Source organism: Mycobacterium scrofulaceum (genome assembly GCF_001667885.1).
In the GTDB taxonomy this organism is placed as follows: Bacteria; Actinomycetota; Actinomycetes; order Mycobacteriales; family Mycobacteriaceae; genus Mycobacterium; species Mycobacterium scrofulaceum_C.
Genome location: NZ_LZJW01000049.1, coordinates 23,349 through 42,065, shown reverse-complemented (window position 1 = coordinate 42,065; position 18,717 = coordinate 23,349). Strand labels below are relative to the sequence as shown.

The 18,717-nt window shown below is 71.0% G+C and carries 17 protein-coding genes and 1 tRNA gene; 15 read left to right on the top strand and 3 right to left on the bottom strand.

The features are described from left to right. Window positions 1-275: 275 nt before the first annotated feature. Genes ssd through A5681_RS06220 form a run of 10 tightly spaced genes read left to right on the top strand, consistent with a single transcriptional unit; the run spans window position 276 to window position 7,553 of the window. Window positions 276-1,325 carry a septum site-determining protein Ssd gene (gene ssd, locus A5681_RS06265; RefSeq protein ID WP_082968222.1) on the top strand — a complete coding sequence of 350 codons (1,050 nt, stop codon included), beginning with the start codon at window positions 276-278 and terminating at the stop codon, window positions 1,323-1,325. Continuing rightward, entirely contained in the window at window positions 1,322-2,482 is a 1,161-nt protein-coding gene (locus A5681_RS06260) for a TadA family conjugal transfer-associated ATPase (protein ID WP_067270685.1), read from the top strand. The genes ssd and A5681_RS06260 overlap by 4 nt, the downstream gene beginning before the upstream one ends. Next, window positions 2,479-3,282, top strand: a complete 804-nt coding sequence (locus A5681_RS06255) for a type II secretion system F family protein (RefSeq protein WP_067270681.1) — start codon at window positions 2,479-2,481, stop codon at window positions 3,280-3,282. Before A5681_RS06260 ends, A5681_RS06255 begins: the two co-directional genes overlap by 4 nt. After that, on the top strand, window positions 3,279-3,875 hold the full coding sequence (locus A5681_RS06250; RefSeq protein ID WP_067270678.1) for a type II secretion system F family protein: 597 nt from the start codon (window positions 3,279-3,281) through the stop codon (window positions 3,873-3,875). The genes A5681_RS06255 and A5681_RS06250 overlap by 4 nt, the downstream gene beginning before the upstream one ends. 27 nt (window positions 3,876-3,902) lie before the next feature. Further along, a complete protein-coding gene (locus A5681_RS06245; protein ID WP_067271016.1) occupies window positions 3,903-4,094 on the top strand; it encodes a DUF4244 domain-containing protein in 192 nt (63 codons plus the stop codon). A 23-nt stretch (window positions 4,095-4,117) separates the two neighbouring features. Then, a complete protein-coding gene (locus A5681_RS06240; protein ID WP_082968213.1) occupies window positions 4,118-4,420 on the top strand; it encodes a TadE family type IV pilus minor pilin in 303 nt (100 codons plus the stop codon). Between the two features lie 31 nt (window positions 4,421-4,451). Continuing rightward, window positions 4,452-4,742, top strand: coding sequence for an Rv3654c family TadE-like protein (locus A5681_RS06235; RefSeq protein WP_231996223.1), 291 nt, complete (start codon window positions 4,452-4,454; stop codon window positions 4,740-4,742). Window positions 4,743-4,780: 38 nt separating this feature from the next. Continuing rightward, window positions 4,781-5,566, top strand: a complete 786-nt coding sequence (locus tag A5681_RS06230) for a prolipoprotein diacylglyceryl transferase (RefSeq protein WP_067270674.1) — start codon at window positions 4,781-4,783, stop codon at window positions 5,564-5,566. Next, window positions 5,563-6,006: a hypothetical protein gene (locus A5681_RS26310; RefSeq protein ID WP_082968211.1), complete on the top strand. Its 444-nt coding sequence runs from the start codon at window positions 5,563-5,565 to the stop codon at window positions 6,004-6,006. Before A5681_RS06230 ends, A5681_RS26310 begins: the two co-directional genes overlap by 4 nt. 5 nt (window positions 6,007-6,011) lie before the next feature. Then, window positions 6,012-7,553 (top strand): radical SAM protein, encoded by a 1,542-nt coding sequence (locus A5681_RS06220; RefSeq protein ID WP_067271003.1) that lies wholly within the window; start codon window positions 6,012-6,014, stop codon window positions 7,551-7,553. Here the strand turns inward: A5681_RS06220 and A5681_RS06215 are convergent. Continuing rightward, window positions 7,550-8,587, bottom strand: coding sequence for a PAS domain-containing protein (locus tag A5681_RS06215; protein WP_067270671.1), 1,038 nt, complete (start codon window positions 8,585-8,587; stop codon window positions 7,550-7,552). The genes A5681_RS06220 and A5681_RS06215 overlap by 4 nt on opposite strands. A gap of 320 nt (window positions 8,588-8,907) precedes the next feature. After that, window positions 8,908-11,238, bottom strand: coding sequence for a DEAD/DEAH box helicase (locus A5681_RS06210; RefSeq protein WP_067270667.1), 2,331 nt, complete (start codon window positions 11,236-11,238; stop codon window positions 8,908-8,910). A gap of 248 nt (window positions 11,239-11,486) precedes the next feature. Here A5681_RS06210 and cspA point away from each other — a divergent pair, with 248 nt between their 5' ends. From cspA to topA, 3 genes are all read left to right on the top strand, one after another. Beyond that, a complete protein-coding gene (gene cspA / locus A5681_RS06205) occupies window positions 11,487-11,690 on the top strand; it encodes a cold shock protein CspA (protein ID WP_007772268.1) in 204 nt (67 codons plus the stop codon). Window positions 11,691-11,835: 145 nt separating this feature from the next. After that, complete coding sequence (locus A5681_RS06200) at window positions 11,836-12,426, top strand: hypothetical protein (RefSeq protein WP_067270664.1); 591 nt, start codon at window positions 11,836-11,838, stop codon at window positions 12,424-12,426. A gap of 193 nt (window positions 12,427-12,619) precedes the next feature. Further along, window positions 12,620-15,430, top strand: coding sequence for a type I DNA topoisomerase (gene topA / locus A5681_RS06195; RefSeq protein WP_067270659.1), 2,811 nt, complete (start codon window positions 12,620-12,622; stop codon window positions 15,428-15,430). A gap of 5 nt (window positions 15,431-15,435) precedes the next feature. On the opposite strand, the gene A5681_RS06190 is transcribed toward topA, so the two are convergent. Beyond that, window positions 15,436-17,109, bottom strand: coding sequence for an adenylate/guanylate cyclase domain-containing protein (locus A5681_RS06190; protein WP_231996228.1), 1,674 nt, complete (start codon window positions 17,107-17,109; stop codon window positions 15,436-15,438). Window positions 17,110-17,215: 106 nt separating this feature from the next. On the opposite strand from A5681_RS06190, the gene A5681_RS06185 reads away from it, so the two are divergent. Both A5681_RS06185 and A5681_RS06180 read left to right on the top strand, forming a co-directional pair. Further along, window positions 17,216-18,421: a DNA polymerase III subunit delta' gene (locus tag A5681_RS06185; RefSeq protein WP_067270655.1), complete on the top strand. Its 1,206-nt coding sequence runs from the start codon at window positions 17,216-17,218 to the stop codon at window positions 18,419-18,421. A gap of 44 nt (window positions 18,422-18,465) precedes the next feature. Continuing rightward, a tRNA-Thr gene (locus tag A5681_RS06180) sits at window positions 18,466-18,541 on the top strand. Window positions 18,542-18,717 lie beyond the last annotated feature (176 nt).

Below are 18,717 nucleotides of genomic sequence, written 5' to 3'. Positions count from 1 at the left end.
GGCTGATGCACGACGACCCTCGCCTCCTCCCCCCCTGGCGGGGGTCGTCCCTTTTCTGGGGTAAATTCCGCCCTCACCGGATCGCGCAGCGCGGCCGTCCGATTGGTTGCGGGCTTTCCGGCTCTGGTGTGCCGGCCGACGCGTTTGTGCACACTGGCGTCTCTCTCCACAAATCCCCAGTTTGGGACTGGTGTCCAATATCGCGGCTCCGCAGAGTGGGGCGTGTGACGAGCACCTCGCAGGCCGAAGCGGCGGCTCCCGCGGGCGTGCTCGCGGTGCTGGCGGACCCGGAACTGCGCCGCGAATTGGACCGGGTTGCCGCGGCCGTCGGCGTCCGGGTGGTCCATGCCGGCGGTGCCGTGAGCCGCAAGACGTGGTCGGCGGCCGCGGCCGTGGTACTGGACGAGGCGGCCGCCGAACGGTGTGGGCGGGCGGCGCTGCCCCGCCGCGCTCACGTGACCGTGCTGACGGCGGCCGACCCCGTGACCGCCACGTGGGCCGCGGCCGTCGCGGTCGGCGCCGAACACGTGCTGCGACTGCCCGAACGCGAGCGCGATCTGGTCCGCGCTCTCGCCGAGGCGGCGGAATCGTCGCGCGACGACGGGACGCGCGGCGCCGTCGTAGCCGTCATCGGGGGGTGCGGCGGGGCCGGCGCCTCGACTCTGGCGGTCGGCCTGGCGCACGCGGCCGCGGATGCGCTGCTGGTGGACCTCGACCCATGGGGCGGCGGGATCGATCTGCGGCTGGGCGCCGAGAACGTCCCGGGCCTGCGCTGGCCGGACCTGGCGCTGCAGGACGGTCGGCTCACCTGGTCGGCCGTGCGGGAGGCGCTGCCGCGGCTCGGGGGAGTCAGCGTCCTCTCCGGTACCCGGCGGGGGTGCGAGTTGGCGGCCGGGCCCGTGCACGCCATTGTCGACGCCGGCCGGCGCGGCGCGGTGACGGTGGTCTGTGACCTGCCGCGTCGTCTGACCGATGCGGCGCAAGCCGCGCTGAACGCGGCGGACCTCGTCGTCGTGGTCTGCCGCTGCGATGTGCCCGCGTGCGCCGCGACGGGCGCGCTGGCGCCGGTGCTCGCCGCGGTCAATCCCAACGTGGGATTGGTGGTGCGGGGGCCGTCGCCGGGCGGATTGCGGGCGGGCGAGATCGCCGAAATCACCGGGCTCCCGTTGCTGGCGTCCGTGAAGGCGCAGCCCCAGGTGGCCGAGCAGCTGGAGCGTGGCGGCCTGCGGCTGGGGCGGCGGTCGGCGCTCGCGGCGGCGGCTCGCCAGGTGCTGGCGGTGCTGCCCCGCGCGTCGGTGCCGGCACGAAAAGGCCGGGCCGCGTGAGTGATTCGCTGATCGACCGGGTGCGCGAGCGGCTGGCCGCCGAATCCGCGCCGCTGGGGCCCACCGTCGTGGCGGCCGCGATCCGGGCCGAGTCCCGCGGCATGCTCGGTGACACCGAGGTGCTGGCCAACCTGCGGGTGCTGCAGACCGAGCTGACCGGCGCCGGCATCCTCGAGCCGTTGTTGAGCGCGGACGGCACCACCGACGTGTTGGTCACCGCGCCCGACGCGGTGTGGGTCGACGACGGAAATGGCCTGCGGCGCACCCAGGTTCGGTTCGCCGACGAGGCGGCGGTGCGGCGCCTGGCGCAGCGGCTCGCGCTGGCGGCCGGTCGCCGGCTCGACGACGCGCAGCCGTGGGTGGATGGTCAGCTGACCGGGATCGGCGCCGGGTTCGCCGTGCGATTGCACGCCGTGCTGCCACCGGTGGCGGCCGGGGGCACGTGTCTGTCGTTGCGGGTGCTACGGCCGGCCAGTCAGGACCTGGCGGCCCTGATCGCGGCGGGTGCGTTGACGCCCGAGGCCGCCGCAATGATCGCCGACATCGTCGCCGCCCGGTTGGCCTTCCTGGTGTGCGGCGGCACCGGAGCGGGTAAGACGACGCTGTTGGCGGCGATGCTCGGCGCGGTCGCGCCCACCGAGCGGATCGTCTGCGTGGAGGATGCCGCCGAGCTGGCGCCCCGGCACCCGCACCTGGTGAAGCTCGTGGCCCGGTGCGCGAATGTCGAAGGCATCGGCGAAGTTCCGGTACGCCAGCTCGTTCGCCAGGCGCTGCGGATGCGGCCGGATCGCATCGTGGTCGGCGAGGTGCGGGGCGCCGAGGTGGTGGATCTGCTCGCGGCGTTGAACACGGGCCACGACGGGGGAGCGGGCACCGTGCACGCGAACAACCCGGCCGAGGTCCCCGCCCGGCTGGAGGCGCTGGGCGCGCTCGGCGGTCTCGATCGCGCGGCGCTGCACAGTCAGCTCGCCGCGGCCGTGCAGGTGCTGTTGCACGTCGCGCGTGACCGCGACGGGCGGCGCAGGCTCGGCGAGGTCGCCGTGCTGCGCCAGAGCGCGGGGCGGGTCCGGGCGGTCACCGTGTGGCGTGCCGACGAAGGCATGACCGACGACGCCGACCTCCTGCACCGCCTGCTGCGGAGCCGGATGCCGCCATGAACGGCTCGGTCACCGCTGCCCTGCTGCTGGCGCTCGCGCTCTCCGTCCTTCCGCCGTCACCGCGGCGCCGCCTGGCGCCGCCGCCGTCGAACCGTCGGTGGCGCCCGCGCGCCGGGCCGCGCGGGGCGGCCTGCCTCGCCGCGGGTGTGCTGGGTGCGGCAGCGGTGCTGCTGCCGCTGACGACGGTGCTCGCCGTCGCGGTCGTCGGCGCGACCGCGATCCTGCGCTATCGCCGCCGCCACCGCATCCGGGGCGCCCAGTGGGAGGGGCGCGCGCTCGAAGGCGCGCTCGACGTGCTCGTCGGCGAACTGCGCGTCGGCGCCCACCCGGTGCGCGCGTTCGGCGTGGCCGCCGGCGAAACCGCCGGCGCGGTCGCGGAGTCCTTCCGGGCGGTCGCGGCCCGGGCAAGATTGGGGGCCGACGTGCCGGCCGGCCTGCGCGCCGCGGCGAAATCGTCGGCGCTGCCCGCGCATTGGGATCGCCTCGCGGTGTGCTGGCAACTGGCCAGCGAGCACGGCCTGGCGATAGCCACCCTGATGCGCGCCGCGCAGCGCGATATCGCCGAAAGGCAACGGTTTTCGGCCCGGGTCGCGTCGAACATGGCGGGCGCGCGCGCCACCGCCGCGATCCTGGCCGGCCTGCCGGCGCTCGGCGTGCTGCTGGGCCAGCTGATCGGCGCGCGACCGCTGGCCTTCCTGCTCGACGGGCGCGCGGGGGGCTGGCTGTTGGTCGTGGGCTCGACGCTGGCGTGCGGCGGCCTGATGTGGGCCGACCGCATCACCGATCGGCTCGGGACATGACCACGGCGGCGGTCCTGCTGGCGATGGCCGCGTGGATCGGACCGGGCCCTGCGTTGCCGCGGGCGCGGGCGCGGGCACCCGGCCGCGAGCATCGGCCGCGCCCGGGGCGCGGGCCGGCGACCGGCACCGACCCGTTGGCCGTCGCATCCTGTCTCGACGTGATGGCCGTGTGCCTGGGCGCCGGCATGGCCGTGGCCACCGCCGCGTCCGCCGCCGCGGCGTCCGCCCCGCCCAAGCTGGCCCGCGTGCTGCGGCGCGCCGCCGACATGCTAGAGCTGGGCGCCGATCCCGTTGTCGCCTGGACCATTACGCCGCACCGGCGGGCGGATGAGGCCGACTCCCAGGTGGATGCGTTGCTGCGGCTGGCCCGGCGTTCGGCGGCCTCGGGTGCGGCGCTGGCCGAGGGTGTCGCCGAGCTGGCCGAAGACTCCCGGCACGACGCCGCGCAGGCGGCGACCGCCGCCGCCGAACGCGCCGGGGTGCTGATCGCCGGACCGCTCGGGTTGTGCTTCCTGCCGGCGTTCGTGTGCCTGGGGATCGTGCCGGTGGTGGCCGGTCTCGCCGGCGACGTCTTGCAATCGGGATTATGGTGAAAGGAAAGGGAAGCATTGCTGCACAACATGTTTCGACCATTGATCGCCCGCGTGACAATCCTGGTGTCCGACGAGTCGGGCATGTCCACGGTCGAATACGCCATCGGCACCGTGGCGGCGGCCGCATTCGGTGCGATCCTGTACACGGTCGTGACCGGGGATTCCATCGTGTCGGCGCTGACCAACATCATCGGTCGCGCGCTCAACACCAAGGTCTAGCCGGCAGTGCGGGCGCCAGCACCGTGGAGGCGGCTCTGGGCGTCGCCACCCTGGTGGTCGTGCTGGTGCTGTGTCTGGCCGCCGTCACGGCCGTCTCGATGCAGGTTCGCTGCGTGGACGCCGCCCGCGAGGCCGCGAGGCTCGCCGCGCGCGGCGACGAACGCTCGGCCCTTACCGCGGCCCGCCGCCTCGCCCCCGGCGGGGCGCGGGTCGAGGTGCACCGCGACGGTGAGTTCCTGGTGGCCTCCGTCGTCGCGCACTCGACGTTGTTGCCGGAGCTCGACATCGCGGCCAAAGCCGTTGCGGCGGCGGAGCCTTTGGGATGATCGCGGCTCGGTCACCCTGGTCGCGGCCTGGATGGTGGCGGTGTTGTTCTGCGTCACCGGGGCGGGCGCGTACCTCGGTGCGGTGGTGGTGGCGCGGCACCGCGCGCAGGCCGCGGCCGACCTAGCCGCGCTGGCCGCCGCGGCCCGGCTGCCGTCCGGCGCCGAAGCGGCCTGCGCCCGCGCGACGGCGGTGGCTCGGCGGATGCGGGCCGACGACACCGGGTGTGCGGTGGACGGCCTCGACGTCGTCGTCACGGTGCGGGTGGTGGTCTTCGGCGGCGCGGCGCGCGCCGCCGCGCGGGCGGGCCCGGCCAGTGGCTGAAGCGGGTCGGCGCTTGCCGGTCGTAATAGTCTGTCGGGGTGGTGCCGCACTGGCGGATCGGCCCGGTGATGCTGCCGGTGCATGGTGTCTTCGTGGCGCTGGGCGTCCTGGCCGCCGCGGTCGTGTTCATCGCCGAAGCCCGCCGGCGTGGGGCGGTCAACGAGCAATCGCTGGTGGCGGTGACCGGCGCCCTGGTCGGCGGTGCGGTGGGCATGCGCCTGTCCGGCTGGGCCGAGCACCTCGACGTCCGCCTCAACCCGACGTTGCTGCAGGCGTGGGAATTCGGGTCGCGCAGCATCCTGGGCGGGCTGCTCGGCGCGTACCTGGGCGTGCTGATCGCCAAGCGGATCGGCGGATACACCGGCAAGACCGGTGACCTGTTCGCCCCCGCGGTCGCCCTGGGCATGGCGATCGGACGCGTCGGCTGCCACCTCACCGAAGCGCCCGGACGCCCGACGAACCTGCCCTGGGGCATCCATGCGCCCGCCGGCGTGCCGAAGTGTCCGGGCTGCCTCACCGGCGCGGCGATGCACCCGTCGTTCCTCTACGAAATCGCTTTCCAGCTGGCCGCATTCGCCGTGCTGCTGTGGCTGCGCAACCGGGTGAGCCACCCGGGTGAGCTGTTCGTCCTCTACGTGGCCGGTTACGCGGTGTTCCGGTTCTTCGTCGAGTTCGTCCGGGCGAACGAGACGGTGTGGCTGGGCCTGACCCGGCCGCAGTGGTTCCTGCTGCCCTCGCTGCTCGTCATCGCCGTCAGGCTGCGCGTGGGATACCGGCGGGGTTATTACGACGCCGTGTTGCGGCGGGAGGCGGTTGCCACATGACGACGAACCCACCGCCCGGCCCGCCTCCGCCGGAGGGCTGGCCCCCTCCCGGCTGGCCCCCTCCCGGGTACCCGTATCACCCGAACCAGCCCTACCCGGCCTGGCAACCGCCACCGCCGCAACGCAAGCCGAGCGGCGGCGAGGTCTTCGGCGCGGCCATCGCCGGGATCGCCCTGTACGCCGGGATCAACGCCGTCGTCGGCCCGCTGGTGTTGTTCGGGCTCGCCAACACGATCGTGCCGAAGGCCGCCTTCGCGACGGGGGCCGTCCTGCTCGGGCTGATCGCCTTCGGGGGCGGGGGCGCGCTGTTGTTCGTCAAGGGAAGCGCGTGGGCGAGGGGGATCGGCATGGGATTGATGATCGGCTGGGCGCTCACCTCCATATTCACCGTCGGCATCTGCACCGGATTGAACCCGATGCTCTACCACATCACCCGATGAGCGGCATGGAACTGCGCGGCGACCGAATCCACCGCTACGTCAACGCCTTCTGCCCGCAATGTCACGCCGAACAACCCGATCGCCCGTTGAGTGACGTGGCGCGGCTCAGCGGCTGGCTCGCCGTGCGCGGTGACGGCCAGGTCTGGCTCGAACGCGGCTGTCCCCGGCATGGACTCGTACGGACGCTGTACGACGAAGACCCCGAAATCCTGGCCTACCTCGAGGAGTGGACCGCGCCCACCAAGGCCCACGTCCCCGACACCCCGGATAACTTCGACCCGATCCCGTCGGCCTATCTGCGCGGCCTGCCGCAGATGCAGACCCAGCACACCTGCATCCTGCTGCAGGACATCGCCGCGGCCTGCAACCTGCGCTGCCCGACGTGCTTCGCCGACTCGTCGCCGGACCTGCGCGACGTCGTCGCGGTCGGCGACGTGCTGGCCAACGTCGACCAGCGGCTGGCGCGCGAGAACGGGCGCCTCGACGTGGTGATGCTCAGCGGCGGCGAACCCAGCCTGCATCCGCAGCTGCCCGAGCTGCTCGCCGAACTGAGTTCGCGTCCGATCACGCGAATCCTGTTGAACACCAACGGTATACGGATAGCCCAGGACGACGAGCTGCTCGACCTGCTCACCGAGCACCGCGAACGCGCGGAGGTGTACCTGCAATACGACGGGATATCGCCGGCCGCGCATCGCCATCACCGCGGCGGCGACCTGTCCCGCATCAAGCAGACGGCGCTGCTCCGACTTTCCGGGCGCGAGATCTTCACCACACTGGTGATGACGGCGGCGCTCGGTGTCAACGACGACGAGATCGGCGACGTCGTCAAGCTCGCGCTGGACACGCCGTACGTCGGAGGCGTTTGCATCCAGCCGCAATTCGCTTCGGGGCGTTCGGATCTCATCGATCCGGGCAGGCGGCTCACCCACACCGGTGTGCTGAAACGGTTGGGCCCGCAGACCGGCGACCTGATCACCTGGCGGGACCTGACCGCGCTGCCGTGCTCGCACCCGCACTGCTGTTCGGTCGGATACGTGCTGCGTGACGACAACGGGCAATGGCGTTCGCTGGTCGCCCTGATCGGCCACGACAACCTCAAGGACAAGTTGGGGCTGGTCGCCAACCGGATCGCCGACTCCGACATTCCCCGCGAGTTGCGCCTGGCCGTGCGGGAATCGCTGATGGGCTTGCTGTCGGAGCAGTCCTCGCTGTCGCACCCGCAGATGTCGGACGTGTGGCGAATGATCTGCGAGAACTGCGACCTCGGCATGGCGACGTTGCTGACGGTGGCGTCCGCCGCGCTGCCCGGCCGCCGGCGGCAGCTGCGGCGGATGCTGGGCGAGCGTGTCGTGCGCATCACCGTCAAACCGTTCATGGACATGTCGACGATGATCGAAGAGCGGCTGGTGCAGTGCTGCGTGCACGTCGGCACTCGTTCGTCGCAGGACCAGTGCGCGCCCTTCTGCGCGGTGCAGGCCTGGCCGCAACTCGCCGGCCAGCGGCTGTCGGTGGCGGCCGAACGCCTGCTGCCGGTGGTGGGTTAGCCGGTCGGCCCGGGGCCGCCCGAGAGGCCCGCCGCGGCGAGCTCCTCGTCGGAGGGCAACCGCAGCGACACCAGGCCGGCGTAGGCGTCCGGTTCGAGTTCCACCCGGTTGACCGTGACGTGTACCGGCACCCAATCGTCATGATTGCCCGGCATGCGCAGCACCCGGCTCGTGGCACCCTGGGCGAATTCCTCCGTCATCGCCTCCACCAGGTGTTGATCGTCGGGATGCACCTTTGGCCTGCCGGTCTCACTGCCCCGCCAGTCGTAGAAGGTGCAGGGCTCGTCCAGCCACTTCAGCAGGGCCCAGTTCTTGAGGTCGATCAGCGCCCGGTGCACGCCGGCCTGGGCGAGTCCGCTCAGGATCCGTTGCGCCAGATCGTCTGTCGACACGGCCGGGCCCTTGAGTTCGGCGCGCCAGTTGATCGCCCGCGCGACCAGATGGTCCCGACTGTCGGGCCCCTCCTCCAAGCCGGTGCGCGCGACAAAGCCGATCCGCATCGGATTGCCCTGCCAGTCGGTGAGATCCCAAGTGCTGCAGATGGTTTGGTCGGGCTTGGCCTTGACGGCCATGGCGAGGACCTTGGTCTCGTTGGGATTGAGCTCGCGTGAGGGAAGATCTTCCGCGAAGGCTCGGCCGAAGGTGACCTCGACCTCCGGGTTTTTTCCGCTGTTGATCAGCGACTCCCGGGTGTCGGTGGCGACGCCCTGGGTCAGGTCCCACTTCAGCGGGCCCGGGATCGGCCGCTCCGGGGGTTCGACGTCGGCGGGGCCGGTCCACACGTGCACCCCGTGGATGTAGCCATCGGACATCACCACCGGTTCGGTGCGAATCACGCGGTCGCGCTTGGGGGTGATGCTGGTCAGGCTCTGGCCGGTCTGCACCGTTTCGGCGATCGCCGTTCGCACCGCGGACAGATACGGACTGCGGCGCAAGAACGTGGTGATGGGCACGAGGTTTTTGAGTTGGCGCCCCTGCGCCACCACGGTGGGTTCACCCCCCAGCGTCTCCACGAGCAACCAGTCGTGGCCCATGCGATGAGATTTTACGGCGAGGGCCCGAGTTGTTGGAACTTCGGGCCGCCCGGCCGTGTCGGAACCGGCCGGAGAAAACGCTATCGTTCTCTGCGCCAACGCCTTCGGGCGCAACGCCACAGCCGATGAAGTTGCCATGTCGCCGCGGCCTTGGTAGTTTGCTGCTGCGCCCGCGAGGCCGGGCCGCCAACCGCTCGCCGGTGAGCGTTCGTCGGACCGGGCGAGAGCACGCCGCCATTTCTTCAAGCAGCAGGAAATGCGCGCTTCCGACAGGTGTCAGGAGAGCATGTCCGCGGGGTCGACCGTCGAGGGGTCGGTCGTCATCCGCCGGGTTGCTCGGCGCGCGGCAATTGGGCGAGGACGAGCTCCAGCACTCGCACCGCACCCGCCTTGTCGAGCGGGTCGTTGCCGTTGCCGCACTTGGGGGACTGCACGCAGGACGGACAGCCCCGCGGGCACTCGCACGCCTCGATGGCGGCGGCCGTCGCACCCAGCCACGTGCCCACTTTGCGATAGCCGCGCTCGGCGAACCCGGCGCCGCCCGGATAGCCGTCGTAGACGAACACGCTGGGCAGACCGGCCGGATCCGGTCCTACCGCGGTGGACAAGCCGCCGATGTCGCCACGGTCGCAGCTGGCCACCAGCGGCAGCAGGCCGATCGCCGCATGCTCGGCGGCATGCAACGATCCGGGTATCCGCGGTGCCTCAATACCCTTGCGCTCCAACGCTTCTTGGGTGATGGTGTGCATCACAGCCGTGGTCGCCAGCGTCTGTTCGGGCATGTCCAACTCGATGAAGTCGATCACTTCCCCGGAGAGCCGGCGGCGCAGATACCCCACCACCTGGTGGGTGACGGTGACCGGCACCAGGCCCAGGGTGACGGGCCCGAACTGCGCGCGTTCTCCGGTACCGGTGACCGCGATGTCGGTGATTTCTCGGGCGAAGGTGGCGTATCCGGGGTCCTCGGCGTGCACGAAGGCGATCGCGTCGTCGAGGTCCAGCGAGTCGACGACGTAGCTCTCGCCCTGATGCAGGTAGACGGCGCCCGGGTGGACGGATGCCGGGGCCTGACCGACGCCCGTGCTGCCCAGCAGCCGTCCGGTGTCGGCCTCCACGATGACGATCTGACCGCCCGCCGAACCCCGGATGTCCACGGCGCCATGCGGTTCCAGGCCGGCCGCGGGGAAGTACTTGCCGTTGCGGCGCCGCAGCAGCCCGTCGTCGATCAGGCCCTCGGCCACCTCGGTGGCACCGAAGTCACGCACTTCCGCCTCGTCGAGCGGCATTTCGGTTGCGGCGCAGAGCAGTTGGGGTCCCAGGATGTAGGGGTTGGCGGGATCGATCACCACCCGCTCGACGGGCTTGCCCAGCAGCGCGGCGGGATTGTGGACCAGGTAGGTGTCGAGCGGGTCGTCACGGGCGATCAGCACGACCAGCGCGCCCTGCCCGCGCCGGCCCGACCGGCCGGCCTGCTGCCAAAACGAGGCGACCGTACCGGGAAACCCGGCGAGCACCACCGCGTCCAACCCCGCGATGTCGACACCCAGTTCCAGGGCGTTCGTGGTGGCCAGGCCGCGCAACCGGCCCTCCGCGAGGGCGCGCTCCAGCGCGGTGCGGTCCTCGGCGAGATAGCCGGCCCGGTAGGAGGCCACCTTGGCGGAAAGCTCCGGGGCGATGTCGTCCAGCCGCGCCTGGGTGCCAAGCGCGGTCAACTCCGCGGCGCGGCGCGACCGCACGAACGTGAGCGTCTGCGCCCCCTCGGCGACCAGGTCGGCCATCACCCGGGCCGCCTCCGCGCCGGCCGAGCGGCGCACCGGCGCACCGTTCTCGCCGAGCAGGTCGGGGCGCAGCGCCGGTTCCCACAACGCGACCGTGCGGGCGCCCTGGGGTGAGCCGTCCTCGGTGACCTCCTCGACCGGAAGGCCGATGAGTTCGGCGGCCGTCGCGCCGGGCGAGTCCGTCGTGGCGCTGGCGAACACGACCGTGGGCGCCGATGAGTAGCGCGCACACAACCGCAACAGCCGGCGCAGCACCATCGCCACGTTGGAGCCGAAAACACCACGGTAGTAATGGCATTCGTCGACGATCACGAACCGTAGACCGCGCAGCAACACCGCCCAGCGAGCGTGGTTGCGCAGGATCGACACATGGATCATGTCGGGATTGGAGAACAGCCACCGGGAACGTTCGCGCGCAAAGCGCCGGACTTCCGGCGGGCTGTCGCCGTCGTAGGCGGTGGGCGCGACGTCATGGCACCGCGGGACGGCGGCCGTCAACGCGTGCGCGGCCCGCAACTGGTCGTGCCCCAACGCCTTCGTCGGCGACAGGTACAGCACCCGGGCCCGCGGGTCGGTGGCCAGGGCGTTGAGGACCGGAAGCTGGTAGGCCAGCGACTTGCCCGACGCGGTGCCGGTGCTGACCACCACGTGGCGGCCGGCGTGGGCCAATTCCGCGGCCGCCGACTGGTGTGACCAGGGCGAATTGACGCCGCGCTCGGTGAAGGCCCGCACCACGTCGGGTTCGGCCCACGCCGGCCAGCGGTGCGGGCGGCCGCTTCGCGGCGGCAGCTCGGCGACGTGGCGCAACGGATGCTCGTCGGCGGCGGTACCGGCGAGGGCGGCGGCGAGCAGCTCGCTGCCGAAACTCGCCATCAGCGCCCTCCTTGGACTCGGCGACAGCGCAAGTCTGTCGCCGAAGCGATGAACATGGTTGACTATTTGCGGTCGCAGCTTCTGTGTTCGTGTCAAACTTTCGCAGGATCTTGTGTTGCGGCCGCGGTTCCTGCGAGGTTAATCGGTCGGGTGAAGTTCCGGCGACTGAGCGAGGTATGGCGGTCGTACCAGGCCCGGGGCATCGAAAGGCGATGCCCCGCACCCAGAAGAAAAGGAAAGATCGAGAGATGCCACAGGGAACTGTGAAGTGGTTCAACGCGGAGAAGGGCTTCGGGTTCATTGCCCCCGAAGACGGCTCCGCCGACGTGTTTGTCCACTACACGGAGATCCAGGGTTCGGGCTTCCGCACCCTCGAAGAAAACCAGAAGGTCGAGTTCGAAATCGGCCACAGCCCTAAGGGCCCCCAGGCCACCGGAGTGCGCTCCCTGTAAAGGACGAGCCGAATCTCCACGAACCCCCCGTGCAGTCCCGCCTAGCGGGCCCGCCGGGGGGTTTTCGTATTGCGGCTGGTGCGAAACCGCCGCCGCGCCGGTTGCCTCAAGACGCGGATGGCGGACCTGGCCTACTGTCGGTGGCGTGAGCCAGCTTTCCTTCTTCACGGCGGAGTCGGTGCCCCCCGCGGTCGCCGATCTGTCCGGGGTGCTGGCGGCTTCCGGCCAGATCGTCTTGGTCGGCGGCCCGGAGGGGCAGGGCGCGCGGCTTTCCGTGGTGGTGGATCAGGCCTGGCGCGCCGCCGCGTTGGCGGAGATGATCCGCGAGGCGGGGCTGGAACCCGAGATCTGCCGGACCGACGAGGACACCCCGTTGGTGCGGACGGCGGTGACCCCGGCTCTGGTGAGCCTGGCCGCCGAATGGACGCGCGGGGCGGTCAAGACGGTGCCGCCGCGCTGGCTGCCCGGGCCGCGTGAATTGCGGGCCTGGACGCTGGCGGCCGGTCACCCGGAGGGCGACCATTACCTGTTGGGCCTCGATCCCCACGCGCCCGATACCCATTCCCCGCTGGCGTCGGCTTTGATGCGGGTCGGAATCGCGCCGACATTGATTGGCACCCGCGGCGGCCGCCCGGCGCTGCGGATCAGCGGCCGTCGTCGGCTATCGCGCCTGGTAGAGAACGTGGGCGAAGCCCCCGACGGCGTCGACGCGTCAGCCGTGTGGCCGCGGGTATAACCGCGGAAAAAGATTTGTCCTGCGGGCGGTCGGTTTGCGAAGTCGCGCCCAAGGGTGCGAAATTGTCAGATGCCCGAAGGCGAAGGAACGCTGGCGTATCTGAATTTCCGCGGAATTTTTGACGCTGGCCTGTCATTCTTCTGCGGGGCGGCCTCGCAGGGGGGCCGAGATCAAGGATGGAGCGTAAGCGTAGTTGGCCGACCCGAATCTCAAGGACCGCGAAAGCGGCCGGGCTGGGAGCCGTAGGCGACTCGTCATCGTCGAGTCGCCCACCAAGGCCCGCAAATTGGCCGGCTACCTGGGCTCCAACTACATAGTGGAATCCTCCCGCGGTCACATCCGCGACCTGCCCCGCGCCGCCGCCGACGTGCCCGCGAAATACAAGTCGGAGCCGTGGGCGAGGCTCGGAGTCAACGTCGACCACGACTTCGAACCGCTCTACATCATCAGCCCGGAGAAGAAGAGCACGGTCAGCGAACTCAAGGGCTTGCTCAAAGGGGTCGACGAGCTCTACCTGGCCACGGATGGTGACCGCGAGGGCGAAGCCATCGCCTGGCACCTGCTGGAAACCCTGAAGCCGAACGTCCCGGTCAAGCGGATGGTGTTCCACGAGATCACCGAGCCGGCCATCCTGGAGGCCGCCGAAAACCCCCGTGACCTGGACATCGACCTGGTCGACGCGCAGGAGACCCGGCGCATCCTGGACCGGCTGTACGGCTACGAGGTCAGCCCGGTGCTGTGGAAGAAGGTGGCGCCGAAGCTGTCGGCGGGCCGGGTCCAGTCGGTGGCCACCCGCATCATCGTGCAGCGGGAACGCGACCGGATGGCGTTCCGCAGCGCCTCCTACTGGGACATCGTGGCCCAGCTGGACGCCAGCGTGTCCGACCCGCAGGCCTCACCGCCCACCTTTTCGGCTCGCCTGACCAACGTTGACGGACTGCGGGTGGCCACCGGCCGCGACTTCGACTCGCTGGGCCAGCTGCGCAAGGCCGACGAAGTGACCGTGCTGACCGAAACCCAGGCGAACGAGCTGGCCGCCGGGCTGCGCGGCGCGCAGCTGTCGGTCGCCTCGGTGGAGGAGAAGCCCTACACCCGGCGGCCCTACGCGCCGTTCATGACGTCGACGCTGCAGCAGGAGGCGGGCCGCAAGCTGCGGTTCTCGTCGGAGCGCACCATGAGCATCGCCCAGCGCCTCTACGAGAACGGCTACATCACCTATATGCGTACCGACTCGACCACGCTGTCGCAGTCGGCGATCAACGCCGCGCGCACGCAGGCGCGTCAGCTCTACGGCGAGGAATACGTCTCGCCGTCGCCGCGCCAGTACACCCGCAAGGTGAAGAACGCGCAGGAGGCGCACGAGGCCATCCGGCCCGCCGGCGAGGCGTTCGCCACCCCGGATGCGGTGCGCCGCGAGCTCGACGGCGACGAGTTCCGGCTCTACGAGCTGATCTGGCAGCGCACCGTGGCCTCGCAGATGGCCGACGCGCGCGGAACGACGCTGAGCCTGCGCATCAACGGCACGGCGGGCGGTCCCGCCGGAGAAAGGCAAGTGGTGTTCTCGGCCAGCGGGCGCACCATTACTTTCGCCGGTTTCTTGAAGGCCTACGTCGAGACCGTCGACGAATTGGCGGGCGGCGAGGCCGATGACGCCGAGAGCCGGCTGCCGCAGCTGACGCAGGGCCAGCGGCTGGATGCGATCGAGCTCACCCCCGACGGCCACGCCACCAACCCGCCGGCGCGCTACACCGAGGCGTCGCTGGTGAAGGCGCTCGAGGAGCTGGGCATCGGCCGGCCGTCGACGTACTCGTCGATCATCAAGACGATCCAGGACCGCGGCTACGTGCACAAAAAGGGCAGCGCGCTGGTGCCCTCGTGGGTCGCGTTCGCCGTAACCGGTTTGCTGGAACAGCATTTCGGCCGGCTCGTCGATTACGGCTTCACCGCCGCGATGGAAGACGAGCTCGACGCGATCGCCTCGGGGCAGGAGCGGCGCACCGACTGGCTCAACCGCTTCTACTTCGGCGGCGACCACGGCGTGGCCGATTCGGTGGCGCGCTCCGGCGGCCTCAAGAAACTCGTCGGCGTCAACCTCGAGGGCATCGACGCCCGAGAAGTCAACTCCATCAAGCTTTTTGACGACGAGCAGGGTCGGCCCGTGTACGTCCGGGTGGGCAAGAACGGCCCCTACCTGGAGCGCATGGTGGCCGGCGACGAGGGTGAGCTCGTGCCGCAGCGGGCCAACCTCAACGACTCGCTGACGCCCGACGAGCTGACGCTGGAGGTGGCCGAGCAGCTGTTCGCCACGCCGCAAGAGGGGCGCAGTTTGGGCGTCGACCCGGAGACGGGTCACGAGATCGTCGCCAAGGACGGCCGTTACGGGCCGTACGTGACCGAGGTCCTGCCCAAGGCCGACGATGACGACGGCAGCGCCGGCGCCCCGGCGAAGAAGGGGAAGAAACCCACCGGGCCCAAGCCGCGCACCGGTTCGCTGCTGCGCAGCATGGACCTGCAGACCGTCACCCTCGAGGACGCGCTGAAGCTGCTGTCGCTGCCCCGGGTGGTCGGCGTCGACCCGCAGACCGGTGAGGAGATCACCGCGCAGAACGGTCGCTACGGCCCATACCTGAAGCGCGGCACCGATTCTCGGTCGCTGGCGACCGAGGAGCAGATCTTCGAGATCACGCTGGACGAGGCGCTGAAGATCTACGCCGAACCCAAACGCCGCGGAAGGCAGGGCGCCGCCGCCCCGCCGTTGCGCGAGCTTGGTGCCGACCCGGCGACCGGCAAGCCGATGGTGATCAAGGACGGCCGATTCGGACCCTACGTCACCGACGGCGAGACCAACGCGAGCCTGCGCAAGGGCGACGACGTCCTGTCGATCACCGACGAGCGCGCCGCCGAACTGCTGGCCGACCGGCGGGCGCGGGGTCCGGTGAAGCGGCCCGCGAAGAAGGCGGCCCGCAAGAAGGCGCCCGCCAAGAAGGCCGCCAAGCGCAACTAGGTCTCCTAGTACCCGGGGCCGATCGACTCGCTGTGCAGCTCGTCGGCGGACCGCACTGGTTGGGAGTCCGTGGATCCGGCCAGCTTGACCGGCCGGGCCAGCTGGGTGGGGGCGGTGCGGCCCCGCAGCTCGACCACCTCGCCGACGTCCCAGCACAGGGCCTCGGCGTCCAGCGCGCCGCTGACCGCGATCGCGGACGCCAGCACGTGGCCGGACTCCAGCTTGGCCAGCTCGGTCAGCCGGGCGGCCTCGTTGACCGGGTCGCCGATCACCGTGTACTCGAAGCGCGCCTGCGCGCCGATGTGCCCGGCGATCGCCCTGCCCGCCGAGACCCCGATCCCGAACTCCGCCGACCCGATCACGGGGAGGAGTTCGTCGTGCAGCTCGCGGGCCGCGGCGAGCGCGCCACCCGAGGCGTCGGGATGTTCGATCGGCGCGCCGAAGATGGCCAGCGCGGCGTCACCCTGGAACTTGTTGACGAAACCGCCGTGCCGGCCGACGGTTTCGACCACCACCCGGAAGAACTCGTTGAGCAGGTGGACCACCTCGGCGGGTGGCCGGGTCGCGGCGAGCTTGGTGGAGCCGACCAGGTCGACGAACAGGACCGCGACGTGGCGCTCCTGGCCGCCCAGCTCGGTGCCGCGCTCGAGCGCCCGGCGGGCCACGTCCTCGCCGACATAGCGACCGAACAGGTCGCGCAGCCGCTGCCGCTCGGACAGGTCGCGCACCATGTCGTTGAAGCCGGCCTGCAGCAGGCCCAGCTCGCTGGCGTCGTAGATCTGCATGTGCGCGTTGTAGTTTCCGCGCTGCACCTCCGACAGCGCCCACCGCAGCTGGCGCAGCGGGTCGGCGATCGACATGGCGACCAGCAGGGTGCTGACGAAGCCGATGCCCAGCGCCGCCAGCGCCAGCAACAGGATCGGGGTGAACAGCTTCTCCGGGGTGGCGTGCAGCAGGGATGCCTTGTCCGCCATCACCGCCAGCACGATGGCCAGCACCGGCACGGCGGTGGACAGCATCCACGTCAGGATCTGCCGCAGGATCACACCGGGCGCCTGAACGTTCTCGGGGACGCCGCTGCGCAGGGCCGCCACGGCGACCGGCCGCAGCACCCGCTCGGACTGCAGGTAGCCGATGATGGCGGTCGCCGCCGCGCCGAGGCCGGTGGCGACAGCTACGACGGGCGCGGCGAAGCGGGCCACCGACCAGCTGGCGATGATGAACACCACGCCGCCGATCAACCAGGCCACCATGCTGATCAGCGTGCGGTAGAACGGCATTCGCAGGGCGCGGCTGCGGGCCAGCTCGGTCGCGGCCGGGTCGGCCTCGGCCAGCAGGTTGTCGCGGCGCTGCCAGCGGAAGACCGGCATCAGCAGCTTGAGGTTCACCATCCAGCCGGCCAGGAACAGCACCACCAGCGCGGTCCCGAAGACCGCCAGGTTCAGCACGGGCAGATCCTGCAGCTGGATGCGATCCTCGGGCGGCAGCGCGTACCGCAGGAAGCCGAGTACGAACAGGGCGCCGATGATGTCGGCTTGCAGCATGCTCAGCGAGAAGAGCGGCCACGGGGTGCGCACCACCCACCGGACGAATCCGCTGATCCGCCCGGGCAGTGCTGCCGGTGTCGCCACGATCCCACCGTATCGGTCAGCAGGGACTTGTCGGAAACTTACAACGATCTCGACGCGTCGCCGCGCGGGCCGAAAAGAGGGCGAATGTAACGGGATTGTCGCGATACGGTGGCCGATCGGTATATGTCGGCGGCGCTGGCTACTGTTACCGGTGATGTCCGGGGTGTTTACGCGGCTGGTAGGCCAGGACGTGGTGACGGCCGAGCTGCTCGCCGCCGCCAGGGCGGCGCGCGGTGACCTGGTTCACAGCGACGCGGGCAACGGGACTATGACACATGCCTGGCTGATCACGGGTCCCCCCGGGTCGGGGCGCTCGGTCGCGGCGCTGTGCTTCGCCGCCGCGTTGCAGTGCACTTCCGACGGGGAGCCGGGGTGCGGTCAGTGCCGGGCCTGCACGACCACCATGGCCGGCACCCATGCCGATGTCCGCCGGGTGATCCCGGAGGGGCTGTCCATCGGGGTGGACGACATGCGGGCCATCGTGCAGATCGCGTCGCGGCGTCCGGCCACCGGGCACCGGCAGATCGTGGTGATCGAGGACGCCGACCGCCTCACCGAGGGCGCCGCCAACGCGCTGCTCAAGGTCGTCGAGGAGCCGCCGCCGTCGACGGTGTTCCTGTTGTGCGCGCCGTCGGTGGACCCGGAGGACATCGCCATCACGCTGCGTTCCCGTTGTCGGCACGTCGCGCTGGTCACCCCGCCGACCGAGGCGATCGCCCGCGTGCTGGTCGAGAGCGACGGCCTGAGCCCCGAAACGGCGGACTGGGCGGCGTCGGTCAGCGGCGGCCACGTGGGCCGGGCGCGCCGGCTGGCCACCGATCCCGAGGCCCGGGAGCGCCGCGAGCGGGCGCTGGCGCTGGTGCGCGACGCCGCGACGCCGTCGCGGGCCTATGCCGCCGCCGAGGAGCTGGTGGCCGCGGCGGAAGCGGAGGCGGTGGTGCTCACCGCGGACCGCGCCGAAGCCGAGACCGAGGAGTTGCGGACGGCCCTGGGCGCCGGCGGCACCGGCAAGGGCACCGCCGGGGCGATGCGGGGCGCAGCGGGCGCGATGAAAGACCTCGAACGGCGGCAGAAGTCGCGTCAGACCCGGGCCTCGCGCGACGCGCTGGACCGCGCGCTGATCGACCTGGCGACCTATTTCCGCGATGCGCTGATGGTCTCGGCCGGCGCGGGGTCGGTGCGGCACAACCACCCGGACATGGCCGACCGGGTGTCGGCGCTGGCGGCGCATGCCTCGCCCCAGCGGCTGCTGCGCTGCATCGAGGCGGTCTTGGAGTGCCGCGAGGCGTTGGCGGTCAACGTCAAACCCAAGTTCGCCGTCGACGCCATGGTGGCCACCTTTGGCCAGCAACTTGGGTGACCCGGCCCGCCTGCCGTAGACTCGTGCCGCCCGCGTGCGGGTGTGCCGCCTTAGCTCAGTCGGTAGAGCGATTCACTCGTAATGAATAGGTCAGGAGTTCGATTCTCCTAGGCGGCTCCACATTTCCATCGACCGCGTCCCGCGCAAGAGGGTGCGCCGGGTGATCCCGTTTCCCGCTCCGCCGACCCGGGTAGGCACAGGCAAACACCCCGCCCGGACGGAGAACCGCGTGACCACCGCCGAACAGCCGCCCCCAGAAGGCGACCGACAACCCCCGCAAGCGAGCGAGGGCGACG

What these genes read in the sequence shown, in the direction of transcription:
- A5681_RS06245 (WP_067271016.1), top strand. Translation starts at nt 3,903, where the DNA reads ATGTTTCGACCATTGATCGCCCGCGTGACAATCCTGGTGTCCGACGAG.
- A5681_RS06235 (WP_231996223.1), top strand. Translation starts at nt 4,452, where the DNA reads ATGGTGGCGGTGTTGTTCTGCGTCACCGGGGCGGGCGCGTACCTCGGT.
- A5681_RS06210 (WP_067270667.1), bottom strand. Translation starts at nt 11,238, where the DNA reads ATGGCGAGTTTCGGCAGCGAGCTGCTCGCCGCCGCCCTCGCCGGTACC.
- A5681_RS26310 (WP_082968211.1), top strand. Translation starts at nt 5,563, where the DNA reads ATGACGACGAACCCACCGCCCGGCCCGCCTCCGCCGGAGGGCTGGCCC.
- cspA (WP_007772268.1), top strand. Translation starts at nt 11,487, where the DNA reads ATGCCACAGGGAACTGTGAAGTGGTTCAACGCGGAGAAGGGCTTCGGG.
- A5681_RS06215 (WP_067270671.1), bottom strand. Translation starts at nt 8,587, where the DNA reads ATGGGCCACGACTGGTTGCTCGTGGAGACGCTGGGGGGTGAACCCACC.
- A5681_RS06255 (WP_067270681.1), top strand. Translation starts at nt 2,479, where the DNA reads ATGAACGGCTCGGTCACCGCTGCCCTGCTGCTGGCGCTCGCGCTCTCC.
- A5681_RS06185 (WP_067270655.1), top strand. Translation starts at nt 17,216, where the DNA reads ATGTCCGGGGTGTTTACGCGGCTGGTAGGCCAGGACGTGGTGACGGCC.
- A5681_RS06220 (WP_067271003.1), top strand. Translation starts at nt 6,012, where the DNA reads ATGGAACTGCGCGGCGACCGAATCCACCGCTACGTCAACGCCTTCTGC.
- A5681_RS06250 (WP_067270678.1), top strand. Translation starts at nt 3,279, where the DNA reads ATGACCACGGCGGCGGTCCTGCTGGCGATGGCCGCGTGGATCGGACCG.